Genomic DNA, 20,193 nt, shown 5'->3' on the forward strand with positions numbered 1-20,193 from the left:
GCAAAGCCATGACCGTTCGCGTCCGTGTCATTCCCTGTCTCGACGTGGCCGAGGGCCGCGTGGTCAAGGGCGTCAATTTCGTGGACTTGCGCGATGCCGGCGATCCGGTGGAGCAGGCCCGCGCCTATGACGCGGCGGGCGCGGACGAGCTGTGCTTCCTCGACATTTCCGCCACGCACGAAGGGCGCGGCACGCTGCTCGATGTGGTGGCGCGCACGGCCGAGGTCTGCTTCATGCCGCTGACCGTGGGTGGCGGCGTGCGCGCGGTGGACGATGCGCGCGCGCTGCTGCTGGCCGGGGCGGACAAGGTTGCCGTCAACAGCGCGGCGGTCGCCCGCCCAGAACTGGTGCGTGACATTGCCGAGAAATTCGGTGCGCAATGCGTGGTGGGCTCGGTCGATGCGCGGCGCGTGGGGCCGGGCAAGTGGGAAATCTTCACCCACGGCGGCCGCAAGGGCACCGGGATCGACGCGCTGGTTCATGCAGAGCGCCTGGCCAAGCTGGGAGCGGGCGAACTGCTCGTCACGTCGATGGATGGCGATGGCACCAAGGCCGGCTATGACCTGGAACTGACCCGCGCGATTGCCGATGCGGTGCCCGTGCCGGTGATTGCCAGCGGCGGGGTGGGCAACCTGGATCATCTGGTGGATGGGGTCACCAAGGGCCACGCCAGCGCCGTGCTGGCAGCGTCCATCTTTCACTTCGGCACCCATTCCATTGCCGAAGCCCATGCCGCCCTGCGCGCCGCCGGATTGCCCGCGCGCGGCTGACCGGGGAAGGGGGCGCAACAGGTCTTGACCCGTGCCCCGCGCCGTTCCATGCCCCCGGCCATGGATCAGACCACTGCCACGCTTGCCCGTCTGGAAGCGACCATCGCCGCGCGCCGAAGCGCCGATCCCGATGCCAGCTATGTCGCGCGGCTCCACGCCAAGGGGCTGGGCAAGATCGCGCAGAAAGTGGGCGAGGAAGGCGTGGAAACCGTGATCGCCGCGCTTTCGGGCAGCGAGAGCGAACTGGTGGGCGAAGCGGCCGACCTCTTGTTCCACCTCATGGTGTTGCTGGGCGCGCGCGATGTGTCCTTTGCCCAGGTCCTGGCTGAACTGGACCGGCGCGAGGGCCTTTCGGGCCTGGCGGAAAAGGCCGCGCGCCCACGCGATTGAGCCGGAATTCACCAGTCTGAACAATCCACGTATCTGAAAACCCAACGGTTTCAGCGTTCTGCGGAGAGCCATTCCATGCCGATCGATGCCACGCTGCCCTATGACGATCAGAACGTCTTTGCAAAGATCCTGCGCGGGGAAATCCCTTCGAAGAAGGTCTACGAAGACGAATTTGCCCTGGCATTCCATGACATTGCGCCCCAGGCGCCGGTCCATGTGCTGGTCATCCCCAAGGGGTCATACGTGGCATGGGACGATTTTGCGGCCCATGCCCCGGCTGACCTCATCGCCGGCTTCGTGCGCGCGGTGGGCAAAGTGGCGCGCGATCTCGGGCTGGTGGAGCCGGGCTATCGCGTGCTCGCCAACCTGGGCGGCCATGGTGGTCAGGAAGTGCCGCACCTGCACGTCCACCTGTTCGGCGGGGCGCCGCTTGGCCCGATGCTGGCGCGTTAATCCTTTCGCAGCGCAGCAGAATAGGTTAACACAACCTTGTCATTCCGTCGCAAGGCAGCCACGCTTCGTCCATGAACGGCCCGGATTTCCCTGCTGGCTGCCTTGATGGCAAGACGCATCGCTTTGCGGTGCGGGTTTATTATGAAGACACCGATCTATCCGGTGTTGTCTACCATGCCAATTACTTGCGCTGGTTCGAACGCGCCCGATCGGATTTGTTGCGGCTGATTGGTATCGATCAGCGCGCGGCCCATGAAGCCGGTGAGGGCGCCTTTGCCGTGGCCGACATGGCGCTGCGCTATGCCAGCCCCGCGCGCCTGGATGACGGCGTCGTGATCGAATCGCGTCTTGCCGCACTGCAAGGCGCAAGTGTCACGCTGCTTCAGCAGGCGTTCAGGCGCGCCACCCTTCTTTGCACCGCGCGTGTCCGCGTTGCCTTCGTCACGCCGGGAGGGCGGCCGCGCCGTCTGCCGCCTGCCTGGCACGATGCCTTTGCCGCCCTGATTGTTTCCGAACAGGACCTTGAGAAAGCCCGCCCATGACTTTGGCCCTTCTTGCCGCCGCCGCAAGCGTGACTGCCGGCGCACCCACCCGGCTCAACCCGGTTGCCCTGTTCCTTCATGCCGATATCGTTGTGCAGATCGTGATGGGCGCGCTGGTTCTGGCCAGCGTGTGGGTGTGGATGATCATCGTATCGTTCAGCCTGCGCATGGCCGGCGCCCAGCGCCGTTCCAACCGCTATGAGCAGGGCTTCTGGGAAGCGCGCGATATCGACGCCTATCACAAGGACAACGGCAAGGGCGACGTGCCCGCCGCCCGCGTGGTGAGCGCCGCCCTGGGCGAATGGCGCCGCTCCACCGCCGGCAAGAACGTGGACCGCGAAGGCACGCGCCAGCGCCTGTCCGTGGCGATGGACAGCGCCGTCGCGGCCGAGACGGACCGCCTTTCGGGCCGGCTCAACTTCCTCGCCACGGTGGGTTCGGTTGCGCCGTTCGTGGGCCTGTTCGGCACGGTCTGGGGCATTATGGACAGCTTCTTCAATATCGGCGCGCAGGCCAATTCCTCGCTCGCCGTGGTGGCGCCGGGGATTTCCGAAGCGCTGTTCGCCACGGCGATCGGCCTGGTGGCGGCGATCCCCTCGGTCATTGCCTACAACCGTTTCAGCAACGCGGTGAACCGCTTCGAAGCGCGCCTGTTCCGCTTTGCCGACCGTTTCCACGCCACCTTGAGCCGCGAGCTGGAGCAATAAGCCATGGCCATGAACCTGGGCCAGGGTAGCAGCGGTGGCGGGCGCAGGCGCCGGTCGCGCGGCGCGCCCATGGCGGAAATCAACGTGACGCCGCTGGTGGACGTGATGCTGGTGCTGCTCATCATCTTCATGGTGACCGCGCCGATGCTGACGGCGGGCGTGCCGATCGATTTGCCCGACAGCAAGGCCGAAGCGCTGCAGGAAAAGAAGAACGAGATTACGCTGAGCATGGATGGCCAGGGCCGGCTGTTCCTGGATGACCAGGAACTGGCGCCGGGCGAACTGGCCGACCGGCTGGCCGCAGTGCGCAAGCCCGATGGCAAGGCCCCGCTTGTGACGCTGCGCGCGGACAAGGCGCTCGATTATGGCCGCGTCATGGCGGTGATGGGCGAATTGAACGCCGCCGGGTTCAAGCAGATCTCGCTGGTCAGCAATGGCACGGCGGGCGGTGGGGAAAGCGCCGCCGCGCCCGCAGCGGAAAGCCAGCCCTGATCCCCATGGCCACGCGCGATCCCCTTGATACGCCTCCATCCGGTTTCCGCCGCGAAGAAGCCGTGGCGCTGGGCATTGCGGCCGCTGCCCATGTTGCGCTGATTGCCGCGCTGACGCTGTCGCCGCCGGGCAAGAGCATTAAGCCGCCGCCCGAGCGCATGGTGGTGACGATTGCCGACCAGGTGGCCGATACCGCCACCTCGCCCGATCCCAACGCCCAGGCCGCGCCCGACGTGGCACCGGATCTGGGCGAGCAGCAGGCCGCCGCCGAACCCGAACCCGCGCCGCCAGCGCCGGTGGAAAAGCCGCAGCCCGCGCCACCGCAACCGGCCCCGCCCAGGCCCGCCCCACCCAAGCCTGCGCCGCCACAGCCGGCCCCCCGGCCCCAGCCAGCGCCGCGACCGGTGCCCCGGCCCGAGCCGCGGCCGCAGCCGGCCCCGCCCAGGCCCGCGCCCGCCAAACCCGCGCCGCCCAAGCCGGCCCCGCCCCGGCCTGCGCCGCCCCGGCCTGCGCCCGCCAAGCCGACACCGCCCGCGCCGCGCCAGGCGGAGCATGCCCCCGGCCGCGCCAGCCCGGCGCCCACCCCGCCGCGCAAGGCGCCGCAAGGGGGGAACCGCATCGGCAGCGATTTCCTGGCCGGCGTGCCCAGCAACAGCAATCCGGGCACCTCGCGCAACCCTCCGGCGCAAACTGCCGGGCCGGATGTGCGGGCCTCGCTCGGCATGGCGCTGTCACGCCAGATCAAGCCCCACTGGGTTGGGCCATCGGGCGTGGATGTGGACAAGCTGGTGACGGTGGTGGCATGGAACCTCAATCCCGACGGTTCGTTGGCCGCAAAACCGGTGGTGGTTTCGCAAAGCGGGATCACCGATGCCAATCGCGCCCAGGCCCGCCGCCATGCCGAACTGGCCATCCGCGCCGTGGAACTGGCCGCTCCGTTTGACTTGCCGCCGCAATACTACAACAGCTGGAAGCGCGTTTCCGCGTTTCGCTTTGACTGGAAACTGTCGCAATGAAGCGTAAGCCCCCCGCACGCCTTGCCCCCGCTCTGATTGGCTTGGTCGCCCTGACACTGGGCGCCGCGCCGGCGTTGGCCCAACAACAGCCTTTGCCGGCTTCCAACGCGCCCCAGGCCGCGCCGACCACGGCCGCCCCGGACGATGGCGGGCTGACCGGCTCTGTCACGGGCGAGGGCGCCTGGCAGGACCTGGGCGTGGCGATCCCCGCGTTCCCCACCGACAATCCTGTGCCGACGGCCGCCGAAGGGGGCAATACGGCCGCGCTGGGCAAGAGCCTGGCGCGGGTGGTCTATAACGATCTCAAGAACAACGGCCTGTTCAAGCCGACCGGGCCAGATGCGCTGCCGGGCGTGGCCTATCCCCAGGTTTCGGCGCCTGATTTCGGCGGGTGGCGCGCGCGTTCGGCCGAAATGCTGGTGCAGGGCTTTGTCCGCGCCGCGCCCGACGGGCGGCTGACGGTCGGTTGCTATCTCTATGACGTGGCGCTGGGCAGCGAACTGGCGCGCCAGGGCTATGTGGTGCAGCCGGCAGACTGGCGCCGCGCGGCGCACAAGTGCGCCGACATGGTCTATTCGCGTCTTTCCGGCGAAAGCCCGTTCTTTGACAGCAAGATTGCCTATATCGCCGAAACCGGCCCCAAGGACCATCGGCGCAAGCAGCTGGCGATCATGGATTCCGATGGCGCCAACCACCGCTTCATCACCAATGGCCAGGCCACCGCGCTGACCCCGCGCTATTCGCCCGATTACCAGCAGATCGCCTACCTTTCCTATCTCAACGGCAATCCGCGCATCTATGTCTATGACATCGGTACGGGCACGCAGCATCTCGTGCTGCAAAGCCGCAACCCCACGTTTGCGCCGCGCTGGTCTCCCGATGGCAAGAGCCTACTGTTTTCCATGGCGATCGGCGGCAACACCGATATCTATCGCATTCCCGCCACGGGCGGCACGCCGGTGCGGCTGACCAACACGCCGGGCATCAACGTGGGCGGATCCTATAGCCCCGATGGCAAGCGCATCGTGTTCGAAAGCGATCGTTCGGGCAGCCAGCAGGTCTATGTGATGAACGCCGATGGCACCGACCAGAAGCGCATCAGCTTCTTTGGCGGGCGCGCGGCCACCCCGGAATGGAGCCCGCGCGGCGACCAGGTGGCGTTCACCTGCATCTGTGGCAACTTGCGCGTGGCGGTGATGAACCCCAGCGGTGGCGACATGCGTTTCCTGACCAACAGCTGGCAGGATGAAGCACCGACCTGGTCGCCCAACGGCCGTATCATCCAGTTTTTCCGTACCGAAAAGAACACGGGCCGCACGTCCATCTGGCAAGTAGACTTGACGGGTCGCAACGAACGCAAGCTCAATACCCCGGTCGATGCATCGGACCCTGCCTGGGGCCCGGTGCTGCCGTGATGGCGCCGGCCGGATTTACTTGGGGGCGATGAGCCCTTCGCAATTCATTTGCCGATTCGCCTTGTGCAATGCAACATCCTGAAACACGCCTGAGGAGACACCCCATGAATCGCAAGCTTCTTGTCGTGACCATGCTTGCTGGCAGCCTCTCGCTGGCGGCCTGCTCGTCCAATTCGGCCAAGAACCGCTCGGCCGCCGAACTGCCGCCGCAGCCCAGCGCCGGCACGACCACGACCACGCCGCCTCCTGCCGGGCCCAGCGGCCCGACCGCCGGCAGCCAGGCCGATTTCGTCGCCTCGGTGCAGTCCGACACGATCCACTTCGATCTCGATCGCTACAACGTCGATGCGCAGAGCCAGGCGATCCTGCAAAGCCAGGCGCAGTGGCTGGCGCGCTATCCCGGCAAGCTGGTGACGATCGAGGGCCACTGCGACGAACGCGGCACGCGCGATTACAATATCGCGCTGGGCGAACGCCGCGCCAATGCGGCCAAGGCCTACCTTGTCAGCCTGGGCATCGACGCCAGCCGCATCACCACGGTGAGCTATGGCAAGGAACGCCCTATCGCACTGGGTTCGGACGAAGCCAGCTATGCGCAGAACCGCCGCGCGGTGACCGTGACGGTCCAGTAAAAGCGGGGGCAGTAAGGACAGCTTGCGCCGGGGCGCACCCGGCGGTTAAGAGCGAATCCGTTTGAGAGGGGGCGCTTTGTGCGGCATCGCCGCGCGGGGCGCCCCGTCTGCTTGAGGAGCGAACGTTAGGGCCGATGGCACGGCAAGGGCGATCCACTGATTGGGGCTTTCCCCGCTGGCGCGGCTATGGCAGCGCCCGCGAGGCCGTGAACGTGCGCCTGTGCGACCGCGCCGGGTGCAGCGAGCCGGGCAATTGCCCGGCGCCCAAATCGCCCAATAGCCCCGATCGCTGGTACTTCTGCGAAAAGCACGCGGCCGAATACAACGCCGGCTGGGATTATTTTGCCGGGCTCGACAAGGAAGAGGCCGCCGCGCGCGAGCAGGCCGAGCGCCGCACCAACGAAGGCTATACCGATTCGTCGTGGAAAGCCTGGGCCGGGCCCGGCGATGGCACCCGCAGCCGCGACGAACTGCGCGCACTCGAAGCCTTGGGCCTCGATCCCGATGCACCGTTCGAAGACGTGCGCAAGGCCTGGCGCACCCGCGCCAAGGAAGTGCACCCCGATGTGCGCCCCGGCGACGAGAAAGCCGCCGCCGAATTCCAGAAGCTGCAACTGGCCTATGAAGTGCTGCGCGCCGCCGAGGATCGCCGTACCTGGAAGGGGTGAGGGCGGGCGCCAGGCCGTCAGCCTGTCAACGCCGCCACCGCGCCGGGCGGGGCTTGCGGGCTGGCCAGCGTGACCAGCTCCACCGTGGCGGCATGGTCGGCCAGGGGGCGAAACACCAGGCCTTCGAGATGGAGCCGTGCCAGGCTGGCCGGTGCCAGGATCACGCCCTGGCCGGCAGCGGCGAGGCTGGCCGCCGTGATGAAATCGGCGGTGCGGCGGATCGGCGGCGGGGGCAGGTCAGCGGCCTTGGCCAGCGCGGCAACGGTTTGCGCCAGGCCCACTTCTTCGTGAAATTGCGGGGTCAGGAAGGTTTGGCCCGCCAGGTCGGCCGCACGCAGCGGGCTTGCCGCGGCAAGTGGGCTGGTCTCCCCCATGGCAACCAGCAGCCCTTCGCGTTGGCGCGCCACTTCCACGCAACCGGCCGGCCATGACGGGCGCGGCCGCACGATCGCCAGATCAATCCGGCCATCGGCCAGCGCCTTGAGCTGGTCGGGCGTTTCCATCAGCGCGGGCATGACCTCCACCCCCGGCAGCACTTGCGCCAGCGTGGCGATCAGGCGCGGCAGCACGCCGGCCATGGCCGCGGAAAAGACATAGCCCACTTGGATCGGCCCAGCTTCGCCGCGTGCCAATGCCCGGCCGACGCGCTGCGTGCGGGCAAGCGTTTCCAGCGCGGCGCGGGCCTGGGGCAGAAACAGCATGCCTGCCCGCGTGGGCGCCACGGCCATGCGGCTGCCGCGTTCGATCAGCCGGGCACCCAGCGCATCTTCCAGCCGTTGCAACCGCTTGCTGGCCACCGACTGGGCAATGCCCAGCGCATCGGCGGCACGCTGGAAATGGCCATGATCGGCCACGGCCACGAACACGGCGAGGGTATCGGGATCAAGCACGGTCAGCTATTCCAAAACGCGATCAAAATCGCCGTTTCGTGGAATTGATGCGATTGCCGGGCTCTGTCAATCCTGCGGCAAAAGGAGAGCAGCGATGGCCAAGGCAAGGTTTGACTGGGAAGATGCCCTGGGGCTGGAGAGCCAGCTGACCGACGAGGAGCGGATGATCCGCGATGCGGCCCGCGCCTTTGCGCAGGACAGGCTGCAATCGCGGGTGATCGATGCCTTTGCCAGCGAAACCACCGACCCTGAAATCTTTGCCGAAATGGGCGCGCAAGGGTTGCTGGGCGTGACTCTGCCCGAACGCTTTGGCGGGGCGGATGCATCCTATGTGGCCTATGGCCTGACGGCACGCGAAGTGGAGCGGGTGGATTCGGGCTATCGCTCGATGATGAGCGTGCAATCGAGCCTGGTGATCCATCCGATCCATGCCTATGGCTCTGACGCACAACGGGAAAAGTATTTGCCCAAGCTGGCCAGCGGCGCAGCGATCGGCTGTTTTGGCCTGACCGAGCCCGACGCCGGATCAGACCCCGGCGGCATGCGCACCCGCGCGCAGAAAGTGGACGGCGGCTATCTGCTGAGTGGCACCAAGACCTGGATTTCCAACGCGCCGATTGCCGATGTCTTCGTGATCTGGGCCAAGAGCGATGCCCATGGCGGGGCCATTCGCGGGTTCATTCTGGAAAAGGGCATGAAGGGCCTGTCTGCGCCCAAGATCGCCGGCAAGATCTCGCTGCGCGCCTCCATCACCGGGCAAGTGGTGATGGAGGATGTCTTCGTGCCAGAAGACGCGCTGCTGCCCGGCGTGGAGGGGCTGAAGGGACCGTTCGGCTGCCTCAACCGCGCGCGCTATGGCATTGCCTGGGGGGCGATGGGCGCGGCGGAGTTCTGCTTTGCCGCTGCGCGGCAATATGGCCTGGACCGGCACCAGTTCGGCCGCCCGCTTGCCGCCACGCAGCTTTACCAGAAAAAGCTGGCTGATATGCTGACCGAGATCACCCTGGGCCTGCATGCGGTGCTGCGCCTGGGCCGCATGATGGACGAGGGGGCTGCGCCGCCCGAGGCGATTTCGATCCTCAAGCGCAACAACGTGGGCAAGGCGCTCGATATCGCCCGCATGGCGCGCGACATGCACGGCGGCAACGGCATTTCCGGCGAATACCAGGTGATCCGCCACATGGTGAACCTGGAAACGGTCAACACTTATGAAGGCACGCACGATGTGCACGCGCTGATCCTGGGCCGCGCGATCACCGGGATCGCCGCGTTTTGAGCGCGGAGGCAGCGCCGCCGCTGGCGGGCATAAAGGTGGTCGAGTTTGCCCGCGTGCTGGCCGGCCCCTGGGCCGGGCAGGTGCTGGCAGACCTGGGGGCAGAGGTGATCAAGGTGGAAAGCCCAGCCGGCGACGATACGCGCGCCTGGGGCCCGCCGTTCCTTGCCAACCCGGATGGCAGCCAGGATGCGGCCTATTTCCACGCCACCAACCGGGGCAAACGGTCGCTGGTGCTCGATCTTGCCAGTGCCGAAGGCCAGGCGCGCGCGCGCGAACTGGTGGCCGGGGCCGACGTGGTGATCGAGAATTTCAAGCTGGGCGGCATGGCCAGGTTCGGGCTGGATTATGAGACCCTTGCAGCCATCAATCCGGGGCTGGTCTACTGCGCGATCACCGGGTTCGGCCAGGATGGCCCCTATGCCGCGCGCGCGGGCTATGATTTCATAGTCCAGGGAATGAGCGGGATCATGGACCTGACCGGCGCGCCCGAGGGCCCGCCGCAGAAGATCGGCGTGGCCTTTGCCGATATCATGACCGGGCTCTATGCCGTGATCGCGATCCAGGCCGCGCTGGCCGAACGCGCGCGATCCGGGCGCGGGCAGATGATCGACATGGCGCTGCTGGACGTGATGACCGGGGTTCTCGCCAACCAGGCGATGAACCATCTGGCCGGTGGCACAACGCCCACGCGCATGGGCAATGCCCATCCCAATATCGTGCCTTATGCGGTGTTTCCTGCGGCCGATGGCTGGCTGATCCTGGCGGTGGGCAACGATGGGCAATTCGCCCGCCTTGGCGCGGTGCTGGGCCTGGCCATGCAGCCGGGGTGGGAAACCAACCCCGGCCGCCTGGCCGACCGCTTGACGCTGACCGCCACGATCGAAGCGGCAACCGCCCGGTGGGCGCGGGACGACCTGCTGGCCGCGCTGGAGGCACAGGGCGTGCCGGCCGGGCCGATCAACACCGTGGCCCAGGCCTTCGCCGATCCCCAGATCCGCCATCGCGGACTGGAACTGGCGATGCCGCGCGAGGCGGATGGCAGCACGGTGCCCGGCGTTGCCTTGCCGATCCGCTTTTCGCGCTCCCCCCTGGCGGCGCCGCGCCCTTCGCCCGGGTTGGGTGACATGAACTGAAACCATCTGCTGGGCGGTGCGCCGGTGCGGCAGGCCGCACGGCCAGGCGGTTGACAGGGACGGCCCCAGACCGCGATGCTGCCGCCTGCAGGGACAACCGCGGGGCAGGAAAGCATGGGGTTGCAATGAACAGGATTGGTGTTGGTCTGGCGCTGGCGGCGGGCCTGCTGGCGTTTCCGGCCTTGGCGCAAGCCCAGGGGCTGGGCGTGGAAGCCACCGGCGGCAAGGCGGCTGGCGAATGGGGCGCCGAACTGGGCGCCAGCTATAGCATGGGCTTTGGCCCGTTCACGGTGCGCCCGGTGGTGGGCGCGTTCATCCCCACCGAAAGCGGCGCCAGCACTTCGGTCTATGCCAAGGGCGAGGCGACGTTCACCATTCCGGCCGTTGCCGAAGTGGGCCTGGGCGCGCGCTTGGCGCATGAAAAGGTGCGGGCCTATGCCCTCGCGGCCTTTCCCATCCTGCCCAAGTTCAAGCTGACCCTGCAGGGCGGGGAACACTATGGCGCGGCAGGGCTTCGGTTTTCATTCTGATGCGATAGCCTGGCCCAGGCCCGGCTCGAACACCGACCAGCCGGTCGCCTGGACCAGGCGCTCCAGCGCCAGGGTTCCGGCCAGCGAATTGCCGCGCTCGTTCAAGCCGGGTGACCACACGGCAATGCTGGCCACCCCCGGTGCGATCGCCAGGATGCCGCCGCCCACGCCCGATTTGCCGGGCAACCCGGTGCGAAACGCGAATTCGCCCGATCCGTCATAGTGCCCGCACGTGAGCATCAGGGCGTTGATGCGCCGCGCGCGCTGCGGTGAAACTACACTGCGCCCCGTGTCCGGATTGCGCCCGCGTGCCATGAGATAGCGCCCGGCCATCGCCAGTTGTTGGCAACTCATCGCCAGGGCGCATTGGTGGAAATAGAGGCCCAGCACCTTTTCCACCGGGTGGCGGATATTGCCGAAGGCGCGCATGTAGTTGGCCAGCGCCATGTTGCGATAGCCGGTTTCCTGCTCGCCCCGCGCCACTTCCTCGTCGATCACGATGCTGTCGTCGCCCGCCAGCGCGCGCACGAAGCGCAGCATCTCGCCGATCGCCTCGCGCGGTTCGTAGCGACCCAGCAGGATGTCGCTCACCACGATGGCCCCGGCGTTGATGAACGGATTGCGCGGGATGCCGTGTTCGCTTTCCAACTGGACGATGGAATTGAAGGCGCTACCCGAAGGCTCGCGTCCCACGCGCTGCCACAACTGGTCACCCACCGCGCCCAACGCCATGGTGAGGGCAAAGACCTTGGAAATGCTCTGGATCGAAAAGGCCTGTTGCGCATCGCCCGCCATGTGGCAGGTGCCATCGGCCATCACCACCGCGATGCCGAAGCGTTCCGGGGCGATGGCGGCCAATGCTGGGATATAGTCGGCCACCTTGCCCTTGTAAGCGTGCTCGCGCATTTCCTCGGCAATGTCGCGCACGATGGCGCCCAGATCGGGCATGGCACTCTCCTTTGCGCTGTGTCGTTCCACAAGTGGCGGGGGCTGGGCAAGTGCGGGATAGCCAGCGGGGGCATTTACAGTTTAGGAGGCCGCGCCATGGACCCGATCACCGTTGCCGCGCTATACCAGTTTGCCCCTTTTGCCGATCCGGCGACCTTGCGTGCGCCGCTCTTGGCGATGTGCCAGGAACAAGGCGTCAAGGGCACGCTGCTGCTGGCGGGCGAGGGGATCAACGGTACGATCGCCGGCACGGGTGAGGGCATCGCCGCCGTGGTGGCCCACGTCCGCGCGCTGCCCCATTGCGACGGGCTTGACGTGAAGTATTCCACGGCCGCCACAATGCCATTTGCCCGCATGAAAGTGCGCCTCAAGCGCGAGATCGTGACCATGGGGGTGGAAGGGATCGATCCGCTGGCGAGCGTTGGCACTTATGTCGATCCCCAGGACTGGAACGCCCTGATCAGCGACCCGGACACGATCGTGATCGACACGCGCAACGATTATGAAGTGGCCGTGGGCACCTTTGCCGGGGCGATCGATCCGCACACGCGCACCTTTCGGGAATTTCCCGAATGGTTCCGCCGCGAGCGCACGGTGCTGCTGGGCCAGGGGCGCACGCCGAAAGTGGCAATGTTCTGCACCGGCGGCATCCGCTGCGAGAAATCCACCGCTTTCCTCAAAGGCGAAGGGGTGGACCAGGTCTATCACCTCAAAGGCGGCATTCTCAATTACCTGGAAAAGGTGCCGGCGCAGGACAGCCTGTGGCAAGGCGAATGCTTCGTGTTCGACGAACGCGTGGCGATCGGCCATGGCCTGTCACCGGGCAGCCACGTGCTGTGCGGCCCTTGCGGCCGGCCGGTAGACGCCGCGGGGCAGCAATCGCGGCAATACAGGCCTGGCGTTTCGTGCCCGGCTTGCTGCGAGAGCGTGGATTGAATGAATAAGTGGTCGGGGAGACAGGATTCGAACCTGCGACCCTCTGCTCCCAAAGCAGATGCGCTACCAGGCTGCGCTACTCCCCGACAGGCACGCCCTTAGGTATGCCCTTCGCTTCGTGCAAGCGCGAAGTGCGTGGTGGGGTCAGGCGGCCACGCTGAAACGGGTGGCATAGCGCTGGCTGATCTGCTCCACGGGCAGCACCACGCACACGTCCACGGTGTTGAATGCGTGGTCGATGAACGCGCCGTCGCCAAACCGTGCGCCGCAGCGCAGGTAACCCTTGATCAGCGGAGGCAGAGCCAGCATCGCGCGGCGTTCGTCATAGCTGCCGCGCGGCAGGCGTTCCAGCGCCACGCCGTGGTGCACCCGCGGGCGTTGGCCGGCCGGGGCCAGGCACGTGTGCGCCAGCAGCGACAGCGCCGGGGCGTGGGCATCGGGATCGGTGCCGGGGAAAGACGCACAGCCGAACATCAGGCCGATATCGTGCGCGGCGATGTAATCGGCGATGCCGCGCCACAGCAGGGAAATCGTGGCGCTGGTGCGAAACGCGGGCAGCACGCACGAGCGGCCCAGTTCGAGCAATTCGCCGCCCACGCGACCTTCGCCCGCCAGCAGCGGCGCCAGGTCGAATTCGCCGGCGCTGTAAAACCCTTCGGCCGCGCGGGCCACGCTTTCACGCAGCAGGCGGTACGTGCCCACGACCTGGCCATCGGCAACCAGCGTGCCGGGTTGGTCTTCGTCGATCACCAGCAGATGATCGCACAGCGCATCATAGGGGTCGGCATCGAGTTCATCCAGCAGGCCTTGCGCCTGGGCGCCCATTTCCTCGAAAAACACCTGCCAGCGCAGCCGCTGTACTGCCGCCAGATCCGTGGCATCGCGCGCCAGGCGCACGGCCAGGCGGCGCTGCCGCTTTTCGATCCCGATCACATCGCCCATAAAACTCGCGCCCTCCGTTCGGAACGGCATAGCGTGCGGGCGTGACGTGGGTTTTGCAGAACGATGATGGTCTTGCGTCAATTGCCGGGGCGCTGTCGCACAGCTGTCGCAATGACGGGGAAGGAATGGTAGGCCCGGCAGGATTTGAACCCGCGACCTAGCCGTTATGAGCGGCCAGCTCTAACCACTGAGCTACGGGCCCCCGTTGCGCCAGTTGCCGTTAAAGCGCCGCTGCGCACTTGGCAAGAAAGCGTGTTGGCGCGTGGTGTCTTGGAACACGTCAGATCAGCGCGGCCTGCATGATATCGTGAACGCCGGCCGGCTTGATGCCGCAGCACGCCAGGTGCGTGAAGACAACGCGCCACCAGTCATAGAGCTGGTCGAGCTGGCGCGCGTCGCGCACGTAAGGGGTATGGCCGGGGCGCAGCGAGGGGCTGTGGAACGAGAACACCAGGACAGGCAGGCCATCGCCCAGCGCGAGGTCGATGCAGCGCACCGCTTCGGCCGCGGTGACGCCTTCGGGTGTCAGCGGCACCCGATTCATCATGCCGGCGCGCGCCATCCCGCCGCGCAGGCGCGGCACCCGCCACAGGCGCGGGAACAGCCAGGGCCCCTGATGGCGCAACAGGCCCGAAAACACCGTAGTCAGCGGCAGTTCCATCAACCCGCCCTGGCGATCCACCCACCAGGGATGCAGCGGCAGCCCGGTGAAATCGGGGCCACCCTGGCTGGAATAATCGAAATGGGTGCGCACCGAGGTATCGATGGCAATGCCCGATTCGGCCAGGATCCGCGCCGTGGCCGGGCCCACGCCATAGCGCCCGGCGCGATAGATGCGCGGCGCATCGCCAAAGGCCGCGGCAATCGTATTGCGCAGCTTGACCAGCTTGGCGCGTTCCAGCGCGGGGGGCAGGTTGCCGGCAAAGCTGTTGAAGGTGTTGAGCTCTTCCTGGTGTGGTGGATTGACCCAGGGATGCAGCTGCACGCCGATTTCGGCGCGGCCATCGCGCACCGCCTGGCCCAGCGCGTCGCCCACGGCCGGGTCGCTGGCGATGGGATAATCGATCAGGTAGATCGGAGCGACGCCGAACCCCTCGCAGAACTGCTGGAACTTGGCCAGGCGGGGTACATGGCTCAGGCCATGGCCGGTCCGTTCGAACGGCTTGGCCCAGTCGAACTCTTCCTCGGTATCGACCGTGACCACGAAGCGCTGTCCGAAATCAGGCGCAAAGCGCACCCGCGCGGCTGCAGGCGGCGGACAGGTGATCCGCGCATCGGGGCCAGCGCCGCCGGCGTCGCGCGCAACCGGGGCAGGCAACGTGATCAGCCCGCTTGGGCCGGGGCGATGCTGCCCTCGTCTGGATGATCGCCCTGCGCGCCCGCTGCGGGCAACTGCACGACCAGGCGGGCCGCCTCGCGCCGCAACTGGCCGCCCATGGCGCGCAGTTCGGCCGCAGCCAGGCGCAGGGCAAAGCCGTTACCCATCATGCCACCTGGCCCCAGCGCGCCGCCTTGTGCCCTGGCGCCATCGGCGGCGAACAGGGTGGCATCATCGCGCATGGCGAGCGCGGCGGGCAAGGGCAGGTCGAGCCGCACGGCCCCGCCCGTGGCCACCGGTTCGAGCGCGATCGCCAGCCGTTCGCCAGGCGCTGCGGTGCTGGCGATCACCGCCAGCAGCCGCCACATGGCGTGTTCGAGTTCGGCAGCCGGTGCTGCCACGGCAACCGGGGCGGCGGGTGCCTGCCAGCGCAGCCGCACTTCACGCGGGCCGATCACCGGATCGAGCTGCGCCACCAGGCGGGCGAGCAGCGCGGCGAGATCGGTGGCATCGCCGGCCGCCGGCATATCGGCCGCGCCGGTTTCCAGGCGGGCCAACCGTTCGAGATCTTCAAAGCCGGCCAGCATGCGCGCCGCATCGGCCGCGATGCTGGCGGCCAGGCTGCGATACTGGTGCGGCGTGGCGCCGAACACCTGCTGCTGGATCATTTCGGCAAAACCCTGGATCGCGTTGATCGGGGTGCGCAACTCGTGCAGCGTCTGGCGCAGGCGGTCAGCGCCCTGGGCCACCGGGGCCGGTTCGGGGGCAGCGGCGGCCATTGCCTGCGCCGGGCGGCGCAGGCGGGCGCGATAGCCGGCAAAGGCACCACCGGCCTGGGCGAACACCGGCACCGCATCGATCTGCCATGCGCCGGCGACCGCTGCGGCGCCATCGATCAGCAGCACCCCGGCACTGATGGGAAGGCGCGCGGCAAAGGCGCGGGTGCTGCGCGCATCGAGCCGGGCCGGGGCATGCGGCTGGCCGGTAAACGGGCGATGCCCCACCAGCATGGGCGCCCAATCGGCATCGGCGGCCACCACGGTGCCCAGCGCATCGATCGCCAAGTCTATACCCAGCGGGCGCGGCGCGTCGATCGCTGGCTCATCGGCAAAGGGCAGGCGCGGGTGGGGATCGGCGGCCAGGCCGGCACGGTCGGCCGGGGTGGCGATGGTGGTCGGCCCGCCGGGCCGCGCTTCGCGATCGCGGCGGAACGCTTCGATCCGACGCACGATGGCGCCGATGCCCTCGCTGGCCGCAGGCGACAGCAGCGGGGCGGGCGGCGGGCCAGCGTCGATCGTGTCTGCCGAAGGCAGCGGGGCCGGCGGGGCGGCTGGTTCAGTCGCCGCGGCGACCGGTTGGGGCACTTCAACGGCCTGGGGCGCGAACGCTACGGCGGCGGCGTGGTCGCCATCAGGTTCGGGTGCGGACAGCGCGAAATCGTCGATGCCCAGCCGCGCGAGCAGCGCTTCCACCGCCGGGCCCAGATCGCGGCGGTGGCGCAGGAAACCGCGGGCATGGATCGGCAAGCGCGGTACCAGGTTCAGCCAGGCTGCCTCATCAAGCCGGGCGGCGCGAATGGCGGCGAGCGCCAGGCGCGGCGCCTGGGCAGCGAAATGTGCCACCAGACGCGGATTGGCCAGCGGCGTCCCGGCAAGCAGCGCGGCAGCGCCTTCGTGCCCGCCCGGTGCAGCGGCAATGGCCTGGAACAACGAGTCGAGCCGGAAGAGGCCATCGTCGTGCCGCTCTGTCCAGGCGGCCTGGTCCACGCGGCCCAGCAGATCGGCCAGCTGGCGAAACTGCACGCGCATGCCAGCAGGCCCGGCGGCGCGCGTGCGCAGCACCGTTTCCAGTCGATCGTCCACGATCATCTGGAGGCCGGGCATGTGGAGACCGGGCGTCACGCCGCCTGGCGCCAGGCGGCCGGGCGCGGGCGCGAAGGGAGGATCAAGATCGGCAGGCATCGCTCTCGCCGGGACATCCTTGTGCACGGCCTTTTCACATGGGGCATTGCCCTGCCGGAGGCAAGCCGGTTACGGACCGTTTCGAAACTCATCCCTCTGCCTTTAAGCCCCAGGCTTTTAAGAAAGTGTGGCGATGCATCGGGGGCCGTGCAGAAGCGGTTCGTTCATCCTGGAGCGGGTTTTTGCAGGCTATGCACCGCCTTTGGTGCCGGCTGTTGTGATGGTGCGTTGCATTGTAGGACAATTGCGATATGAGCTAATAATATTAGCTTCACTGCCAGCGGTGACGCACAATCTTGCGGATCGAGCGGCTAACGAACACGAACATGGCAACACTGGACGGAATTGACAGGCGGCTGCTGGCCGAACTTCAGGACGAGGGCCGCGTCACCAACGTGGAATTGGCCCAGCGCGTGGGATTGACCGCGCCGCCTTGCCTGCGCCGCGTGCGCGCGCTGGAAGAGGCCGGCGTGATCCGCGGCTATCACGCCGATCTCGACCCGGCCAAGCTGGGCTTTGCGATCACGGTCTTTGCGCTGGTCAGCCTGAAGAGCCAGGCCGAAGAATCGCTGCGCCAGTTTGAAGAGCACATGCGCACGCTGCCCGAAGTGCGCGAGTGCCACATGCTGAACGGCGAGATCGACTTCATCCTCAAGATCGTCAGCCGCGACCTGCAGAGCTTTCAGGAATTCCTGACCAGCAAGCTGACGCCTGCGCCCAACGTCGCAAGCGTGAAGACCTCGCTCACCATCCGCACGGCCAAGCAGGTGCCCGGGGTGCCGTTCAGCGAGTGACCGCCTCGGCGTTTCGGGCCGGGCCTGTGGGGCTTTGACAGGCTCAGCCCGAACGGACCCTGGGATGGTAAACCCCATCTCCGTTCGCCCTGAGCCTGTCGAAGGGCGCTGGCGCCGCGCTTGTGGCGCATGGCCCACCCTTTCGGGCAGGGCACGCGGCGTGGTTCAGCCTTCCGCCTTGGCCTGCTTGTGGTGGCGGATCACTTCCTCGATGACGAAGCGCAGGAATTTTTCGGAAAATTCCGGGTCCAGCCGTGCTTCTTCGGCCAGCTTGCGCAGGCGCGCGATCTGGCGTTCCTCGCGGCCCGGATCGCTGGCCGGAAGGGCGTTTTGCGCCTTGTAGGCGCCCACCGCCTGGGTAATGCGAAAGCGTTCGGCCAGGATGTGAATCATCGCGGCATCGATGTTGTCGATGCTCTGGCGATAGCCGGCCAGAACCGGGTCTTGCCCTTCGGCAGGTGCGCTCATGTGCCTGTCTTGCCTTTTCGTCGATCGCGTTCAAGTGCTCCGCTTGCCGCTACCGTGCAACTTGCGACTTGCCAAGCCGTGCCCCACACGCCAAGCGGGCAGCGATGACTGCTACCCTCCATACGCTCCCCCGCAAGGCCGAACCCTCGCTGGCGCCGCTGATGGCGCTGGTGGCCGACGACATGAACAGCGTCAACGCGGTGATTCTCGACCGGATGCAATCGCGCATCCCGTTGATCCCGGCCCTTGCCGGGCATCTCATTGCCGGCGGCGGCAAGCGCATGCGCCCGATGCTCACGCTCGCCGGGGCGGCGCTTCTGGGCTATGGCGGCAGCCGCCATTTCAAGCTGGCAGCGGCCGTGGAATTCATCCACACCGCCACCCTGCTGCACGATGACGTGGTCGATGGATCGGACATGCGGCGCGGCAAGAAGGCCGCCAACATCATCTATGGCAACCCGGCCACGGTGCTGGTGGGCGATTTCCTGTTTTCGCGCAGTTTCGAACTGATGGTCGAAGACGGTTCGCTCAAAGTGCTGCGCATCCTCTCCAATGCCTCGGCCGTGATTGCCGAGGGCGAGGTGGACCAGCTTGTGGCCCAGCGCCAGGTGGAAACCAGCGAAGAACGCTATCTTTCCATCATCAACGCCAAGACGGCAGCGCTGTTTGCCGCCGCCTGCCGCATCGCCGCGGTGGTGGCCGAGCGGGGCGAGGCCGATGAACTGGCACTCGATGCCTATGGCCGTAACCTGGGCATCGCGTTCCAGCTGGCCGACGATGCCATCGACTATGATTCCGATGCGTCGGAAATGGGCAAGGACCAGGGCGACGATTTCCGCGAAGGCAAGATGACCCTGCCGGTGATCCTGGCCTATGCCCGCGGGACCGAGGAAGAGCGCGGTTTCTGGCGCGATGCGATTGCCGGCAACCGCAACAGCGATGCCGATCTGGCCCAGGCGATCGCCCTGATCCGCAAGCACGATGCCGTCAACGCCACGCGTGAGCGTGCGCGCCATTATGCCCAGCGCGCGATCGATGCGATTGCCGGCTTCCCCGCCAGTGCGGCCAAGGCGGCGATGGGCGAAGCGGCCGAATTCGCGGTGGCGCGGCGTTATTAATTCCAGGAGGCCTAGTGCAGCAACTGCGCCAGGCCTTCGACCACCGACGATCCGGCCAGCGGGCCGATCAGCAGAAACAGCAGGTTGACCGCCACGATCAACACCACGATGCGCTGACGGCGCGGCGTGAGGCGGGGCGCGGAAGCGGGCTGCCGGTTGGGTGGTGCCGGCGGCCATGGGTCTTTCAGGTCGAGAAACATGGCGTCCTCTTGGGGGCTGGGCCGTGCCCCAGGGGCACCTGCGAACAAAGAGTATCACGCTTTGCCCGCCACCGCACGGGCCCTCATGGGCAGTTCGGGTGCACTTGGCCGCGCGCAGACGGCTGCGCACCTTGCCAGCGGCGGGGGCCGGCGTGCTATGGCGGCGCACCCGTCCTTACCCCCATCGTGACAAAGGCCTGCCATGACCGCCACGCCCTTTCGCCCCGTTCTCTACCTCATGCGCTCGTGCCCGTTCTGCCTCAAAGTGGCGGCGCTGTTGAGCGAGGTGGGCGCGTTCGACACTGTCGACCTGCGCGCGTTCTGGCCCGGTGATGAGCACGAAGCACCGATCCGCGCGGCGCTTGCACCACATCTTGAGAAGATCACGTTTCCCGCCCTGGAAGTGGAGCCGGGCCGCTTCATTGCCGATTCCGATGCGATCGTGGCGCTCTATGCGCAAAAGGCCGGCGTCGATCCGGCGAACCTGCCGTTCTATCAGTATGTCATGGCCGGCCCGTTCCGTCGCATTCGCGAAGCACACGTGGAAACCCTGGAACTCAAGAAGCGGCTGGGCGAGGCCTGACGGCCATTGCA

The 20,193-nt window shown here is 67.2% G+C and carries 24 protein-coding genes and 2 tRNA genes; 17 read left to right on the forward strand and 9 right to left on the reverse strand.

Annotation, left to right across the window (positions count from 1 at the left end; genetic code table 11):
• Positions 1-8 precede the first annotated feature (8 nt).
• From hisF to FHW94_RS02890, 10 genes are all read left to right on the forward strand, one after another.
• Positions 9-770 (forward strand): imidazole glycerol phosphate synthase subunit HisF, encoded by a 762-nt coding sequence (gene hisF / locus FHW94_RS02845; protein WP_168554256.1) that lies wholly within the window; start codon positions 9-11, stop codon positions 768-770.
• Between the two features lie 60 nt (positions 771-830).
• Positions 831-1,160, forward strand: a complete 330-nt coding sequence (locus FHW94_RS02850) for a phosphoribosyl-ATP diphosphatase (protein ID WP_168554257.1) — start codon at positions 831-833, stop codon at positions 1,158-1,160.
• A 75-nt stretch (positions 1,161-1,235) separates the two neighbouring features.
• The gene (locus FHW94_RS02855; RefSeq protein ID WP_168554258.1) at positions 1,236-1,613 is read left to right on the forward strand and encodes a histidine triad nucleotide-binding protein; all 378 of its coding nucleotides are present in this window, start codon (positions 1,236-1,238) and stop codon (positions 1,611-1,613) included.
• Between the two features lie 71 nt (positions 1,614-1,684).
• Positions 1,685-2,155 carry a tol-pal system-associated acyl-CoA thioesterase gene (ybgC, locus tag FHW94_RS02860; protein ID WP_168554259.1) on the forward strand — a complete coding sequence of 157 codons (471 nt, stop codon included), beginning with the start codon at positions 1,685-1,687 and terminating at the stop codon, positions 2,153-2,155.
• On the forward strand, positions 2,152-2,862 hold the full coding sequence (tolQ, locus tag FHW94_RS02865) for a protein TolQ (protein WP_168554260.1): 711 nt from the start codon (positions 2,152-2,154) through the stop codon (positions 2,860-2,862). The genes ybgC and tolQ overlap by 4 nt, the downstream gene beginning before the upstream one ends.
• Positions 2,863-2,865: 3 nt before the next feature.
• Positions 2,866-3,354: a protein TolR gene (gene tolR / locus FHW94_RS02870; RefSeq protein WP_168554261.1), complete on the forward strand. Its 489-nt coding sequence runs from the start codon at positions 2,866-2,868 to the stop codon at positions 3,352-3,354.
• Between the two features lie 5 nt (positions 3,355-3,359).
• Entirely contained in the window at positions 3,360-4,370 is a 1,011-nt protein-coding gene (locus FHW94_RS02875) for a TonB C-terminal domain-containing protein (RefSeq protein WP_168554262.1), read from the forward strand.
• Complete coding sequence (gene tolB / locus FHW94_RS02880) at positions 4,367-5,785, forward strand: Tol-Pal system beta propeller repeat protein TolB (protein ID WP_168554263.1); 1,419 nt, start codon at positions 4,367-4,369, stop codon at positions 5,783-5,785. Before FHW94_RS02875 ends, tolB begins: the two co-directional genes overlap by 4 nt.
• A gap of 104 nt (positions 5,786-5,889) precedes the next feature.
• Positions 5,890-6,417, forward strand: coding sequence for a peptidoglycan-associated lipoprotein Pal (pal, locus tag FHW94_RS02885; protein ID WP_168554264.1), 528 nt, complete (start codon positions 5,890-5,892; stop codon positions 6,415-6,417).
• 134 nt (positions 6,418-6,551) lie between these two features.
• Positions 6,552-7,085 (forward strand): J domain-containing protein, encoded by a 534-nt coding sequence (locus tag FHW94_RS02890; RefSeq protein ID WP_168554265.1) that lies wholly within the window; start codon positions 6,552-6,554, stop codon positions 7,083-7,085.
• Positions 7,086-7,102: 17 nt separating this feature from the next.
• Here FHW94_RS02890 and FHW94_RS02895 read toward each other — a convergent pair whose 3' ends face one another.
• Positions 7,103-7,975 carry a LysR family transcriptional regulator gene (locus FHW94_RS02895; RefSeq protein ID WP_168554266.1) on the reverse strand — a complete coding sequence of 291 codons (873 nt, stop codon included), beginning with the start codon at positions 7,973-7,975 and terminating at the stop codon, positions 7,103-7,105.
• Positions 7,976-8,069: 94 nt separating this feature from the next.
• On the opposite strand from FHW94_RS02895, the gene FHW94_RS02900 reads away from it, so the two are divergent.
• From FHW94_RS02900 to FHW94_RS02910, 3 genes are all read left to right on the forward strand, one after another.
• Entirely contained in the window at positions 8,070-9,251 is a 1,182-nt protein-coding gene (locus FHW94_RS02900; RefSeq protein ID WP_168554267.1) for an acyl-CoA dehydrogenase, read from the forward strand.
• Positions 9,248-10,384: a CaiB/BaiF CoA-transferase family protein gene (locus FHW94_RS02905; protein ID WP_168554268.1), complete on the forward strand. Its 1,137-nt coding sequence runs from the start codon at positions 9,248-9,250 to the stop codon at positions 10,382-10,384. Before FHW94_RS02900 ends, FHW94_RS02905 begins: the two co-directional genes overlap by 4 nt.
• Positions 10,385-10,509: 125 nt before the next feature.
• Complete coding sequence (locus FHW94_RS02910; RefSeq protein WP_168554269.1) at positions 10,510-10,914, forward strand: hypothetical protein; 405 nt, start codon at positions 10,510-10,512, stop codon at positions 10,912-10,914.
• On the opposite strand, the gene FHW94_RS02915 is transcribed toward FHW94_RS02910, so the two are convergent.
• On the reverse strand, positions 10,906-11,862 hold the full coding sequence (locus tag FHW94_RS02915) for a glutaminase (RefSeq protein WP_168554270.1): 957 nt from the start codon (positions 11,860-11,862) through the stop codon (positions 10,906-10,908). The two genes, FHW94_RS02910 and FHW94_RS02915, sit on opposite strands and share 9 nt — an antisense overlap.
• A 96-nt stretch (positions 11,863-11,958) precedes the next feature.
• Here FHW94_RS02915 and FHW94_RS02920 point away from each other — a divergent pair, with 96 nt between their 5' ends.
• Positions 11,959-12,798, forward strand: a complete 840-nt coding sequence (locus FHW94_RS02920) for a rhodanese-related sulfurtransferase (RefSeq protein ID WP_168554271.1) — start codon at positions 11,959-11,961, stop codon at positions 12,796-12,798.
• A 9-nt stretch (positions 12,799-12,807) separates the two neighbouring features.
• On the opposite strand, the gene FHW94_RS02925 is transcribed toward FHW94_RS02920, so the two are convergent.
• The 5 genes from FHW94_RS02925 to FHW94_RS02945 form a co-directional block, all read right to left on the reverse strand.
• A tRNA-Pro gene (locus FHW94_RS02925) sits at positions 12,808-12,884 on the reverse strand.
• A gap of 58 nt (positions 12,885-12,942) precedes the next feature.
• Complete coding sequence (locus tag FHW94_RS02930; protein WP_168554272.1) at positions 12,943-13,740, reverse strand: GNAT family N-acyltransferase; 798 nt, start codon at positions 13,738-13,740, stop codon at positions 12,943-12,945.
• A 126-nt stretch (positions 13,741-13,866) separates the two neighbouring features.
• Positions 13,867-13,942: transfer RNA gene (locus FHW94_RS02935), tRNA-Ile, on the reverse strand.
• 78 nt (positions 13,943-14,020) lie between these two features.
• Complete coding sequence (locus FHW94_RS02940; protein WP_168555425.1) at positions 14,021-15,007, reverse strand: polysaccharide deacetylase family protein; 987 nt, start codon at positions 15,005-15,007, stop codon at positions 14,021-14,023.
• A 56-nt stretch (positions 15,008-15,063) separates the two neighbouring features.
• Positions 15,064-17,019 carry a histidine kinase dimerization/phospho-acceptor domain-containing protein gene (locus FHW94_RS02945; protein WP_168554273.1) on the reverse strand — a complete coding sequence of 652 codons (1,956 nt, stop codon included), beginning with the start codon at positions 17,017-17,019 and terminating at the stop codon, positions 15,064-15,066.
• 326 nt (positions 17,020-17,345) lie between these two features.
• Between FHW94_RS02945 and FHW94_RS02950 the strand changes: the two genes are divergently transcribed.
• Positions 17,346-17,813, forward strand: a complete 468-nt coding sequence (locus FHW94_RS02950; RefSeq protein WP_168554274.1) for an Lrp/AsnC family transcriptional regulator — start codon at positions 17,346-17,348, stop codon at positions 17,811-17,813.
• A gap of 165 nt (positions 17,814-17,978) precedes the next feature.
• On the opposite strand, the gene FHW94_RS02955 is transcribed toward FHW94_RS02950, so the two are convergent.
• Positions 17,979-18,281 carry a chorismate mutase gene (locus FHW94_RS02955; RefSeq protein ID WP_168554275.1) on the reverse strand — a complete coding sequence of 101 codons (303 nt, stop codon included), beginning with the start codon at positions 18,279-18,281 and terminating at the stop codon, positions 17,979-17,981.
• Positions 18,282-18,385: 104 nt separating this feature from the next.
• On the opposite strand from FHW94_RS02955, the gene FHW94_RS02960 reads away from it, so the two are divergent.
• Positions 18,386-19,399 carry a polyprenyl synthetase family protein gene (locus tag FHW94_RS02960; protein ID WP_168554276.1) on the forward strand — a complete coding sequence of 338 codons (1,014 nt, stop codon included), beginning with the start codon at positions 18,386-18,388 and terminating at the stop codon, positions 19,397-19,399.
• 11 nt (positions 19,400-19,410) lie between these two features.
• Here the strand turns inward: FHW94_RS02960 and FHW94_RS02965 are convergent, their stop codons facing one another.
• Positions 19,411-19,599, reverse strand: coding sequence for a hypothetical protein (locus FHW94_RS02965; RefSeq protein WP_168554277.1), 189 nt, complete (start codon positions 19,597-19,599; stop codon positions 19,411-19,413).
• Positions 19,600-19,801: 202 nt separating this feature from the next.
• Between FHW94_RS02965 and FHW94_RS02970 the strand changes: the two genes are divergently transcribed.
• Entirely contained in the window at positions 19,802-20,182 is a 381-nt protein-coding gene (locus FHW94_RS02970; protein ID WP_168554278.1) for a glutathione S-transferase N-terminal domain-containing protein, read from the forward strand.
• Positions 20,183-20,193: the final 11 nt, after the last annotated feature.

Origin of the sequence: Novosphingobium sp. SG720 (assembly GCF_012275365.1) — a bacterium.
Lineage (GTDB): Bacteria > Pseudomonadota > Alphaproteobacteria > Sphingomonadales > Sphingomonadaceae > Novosphingobium > Novosphingobium rhizosphaerae.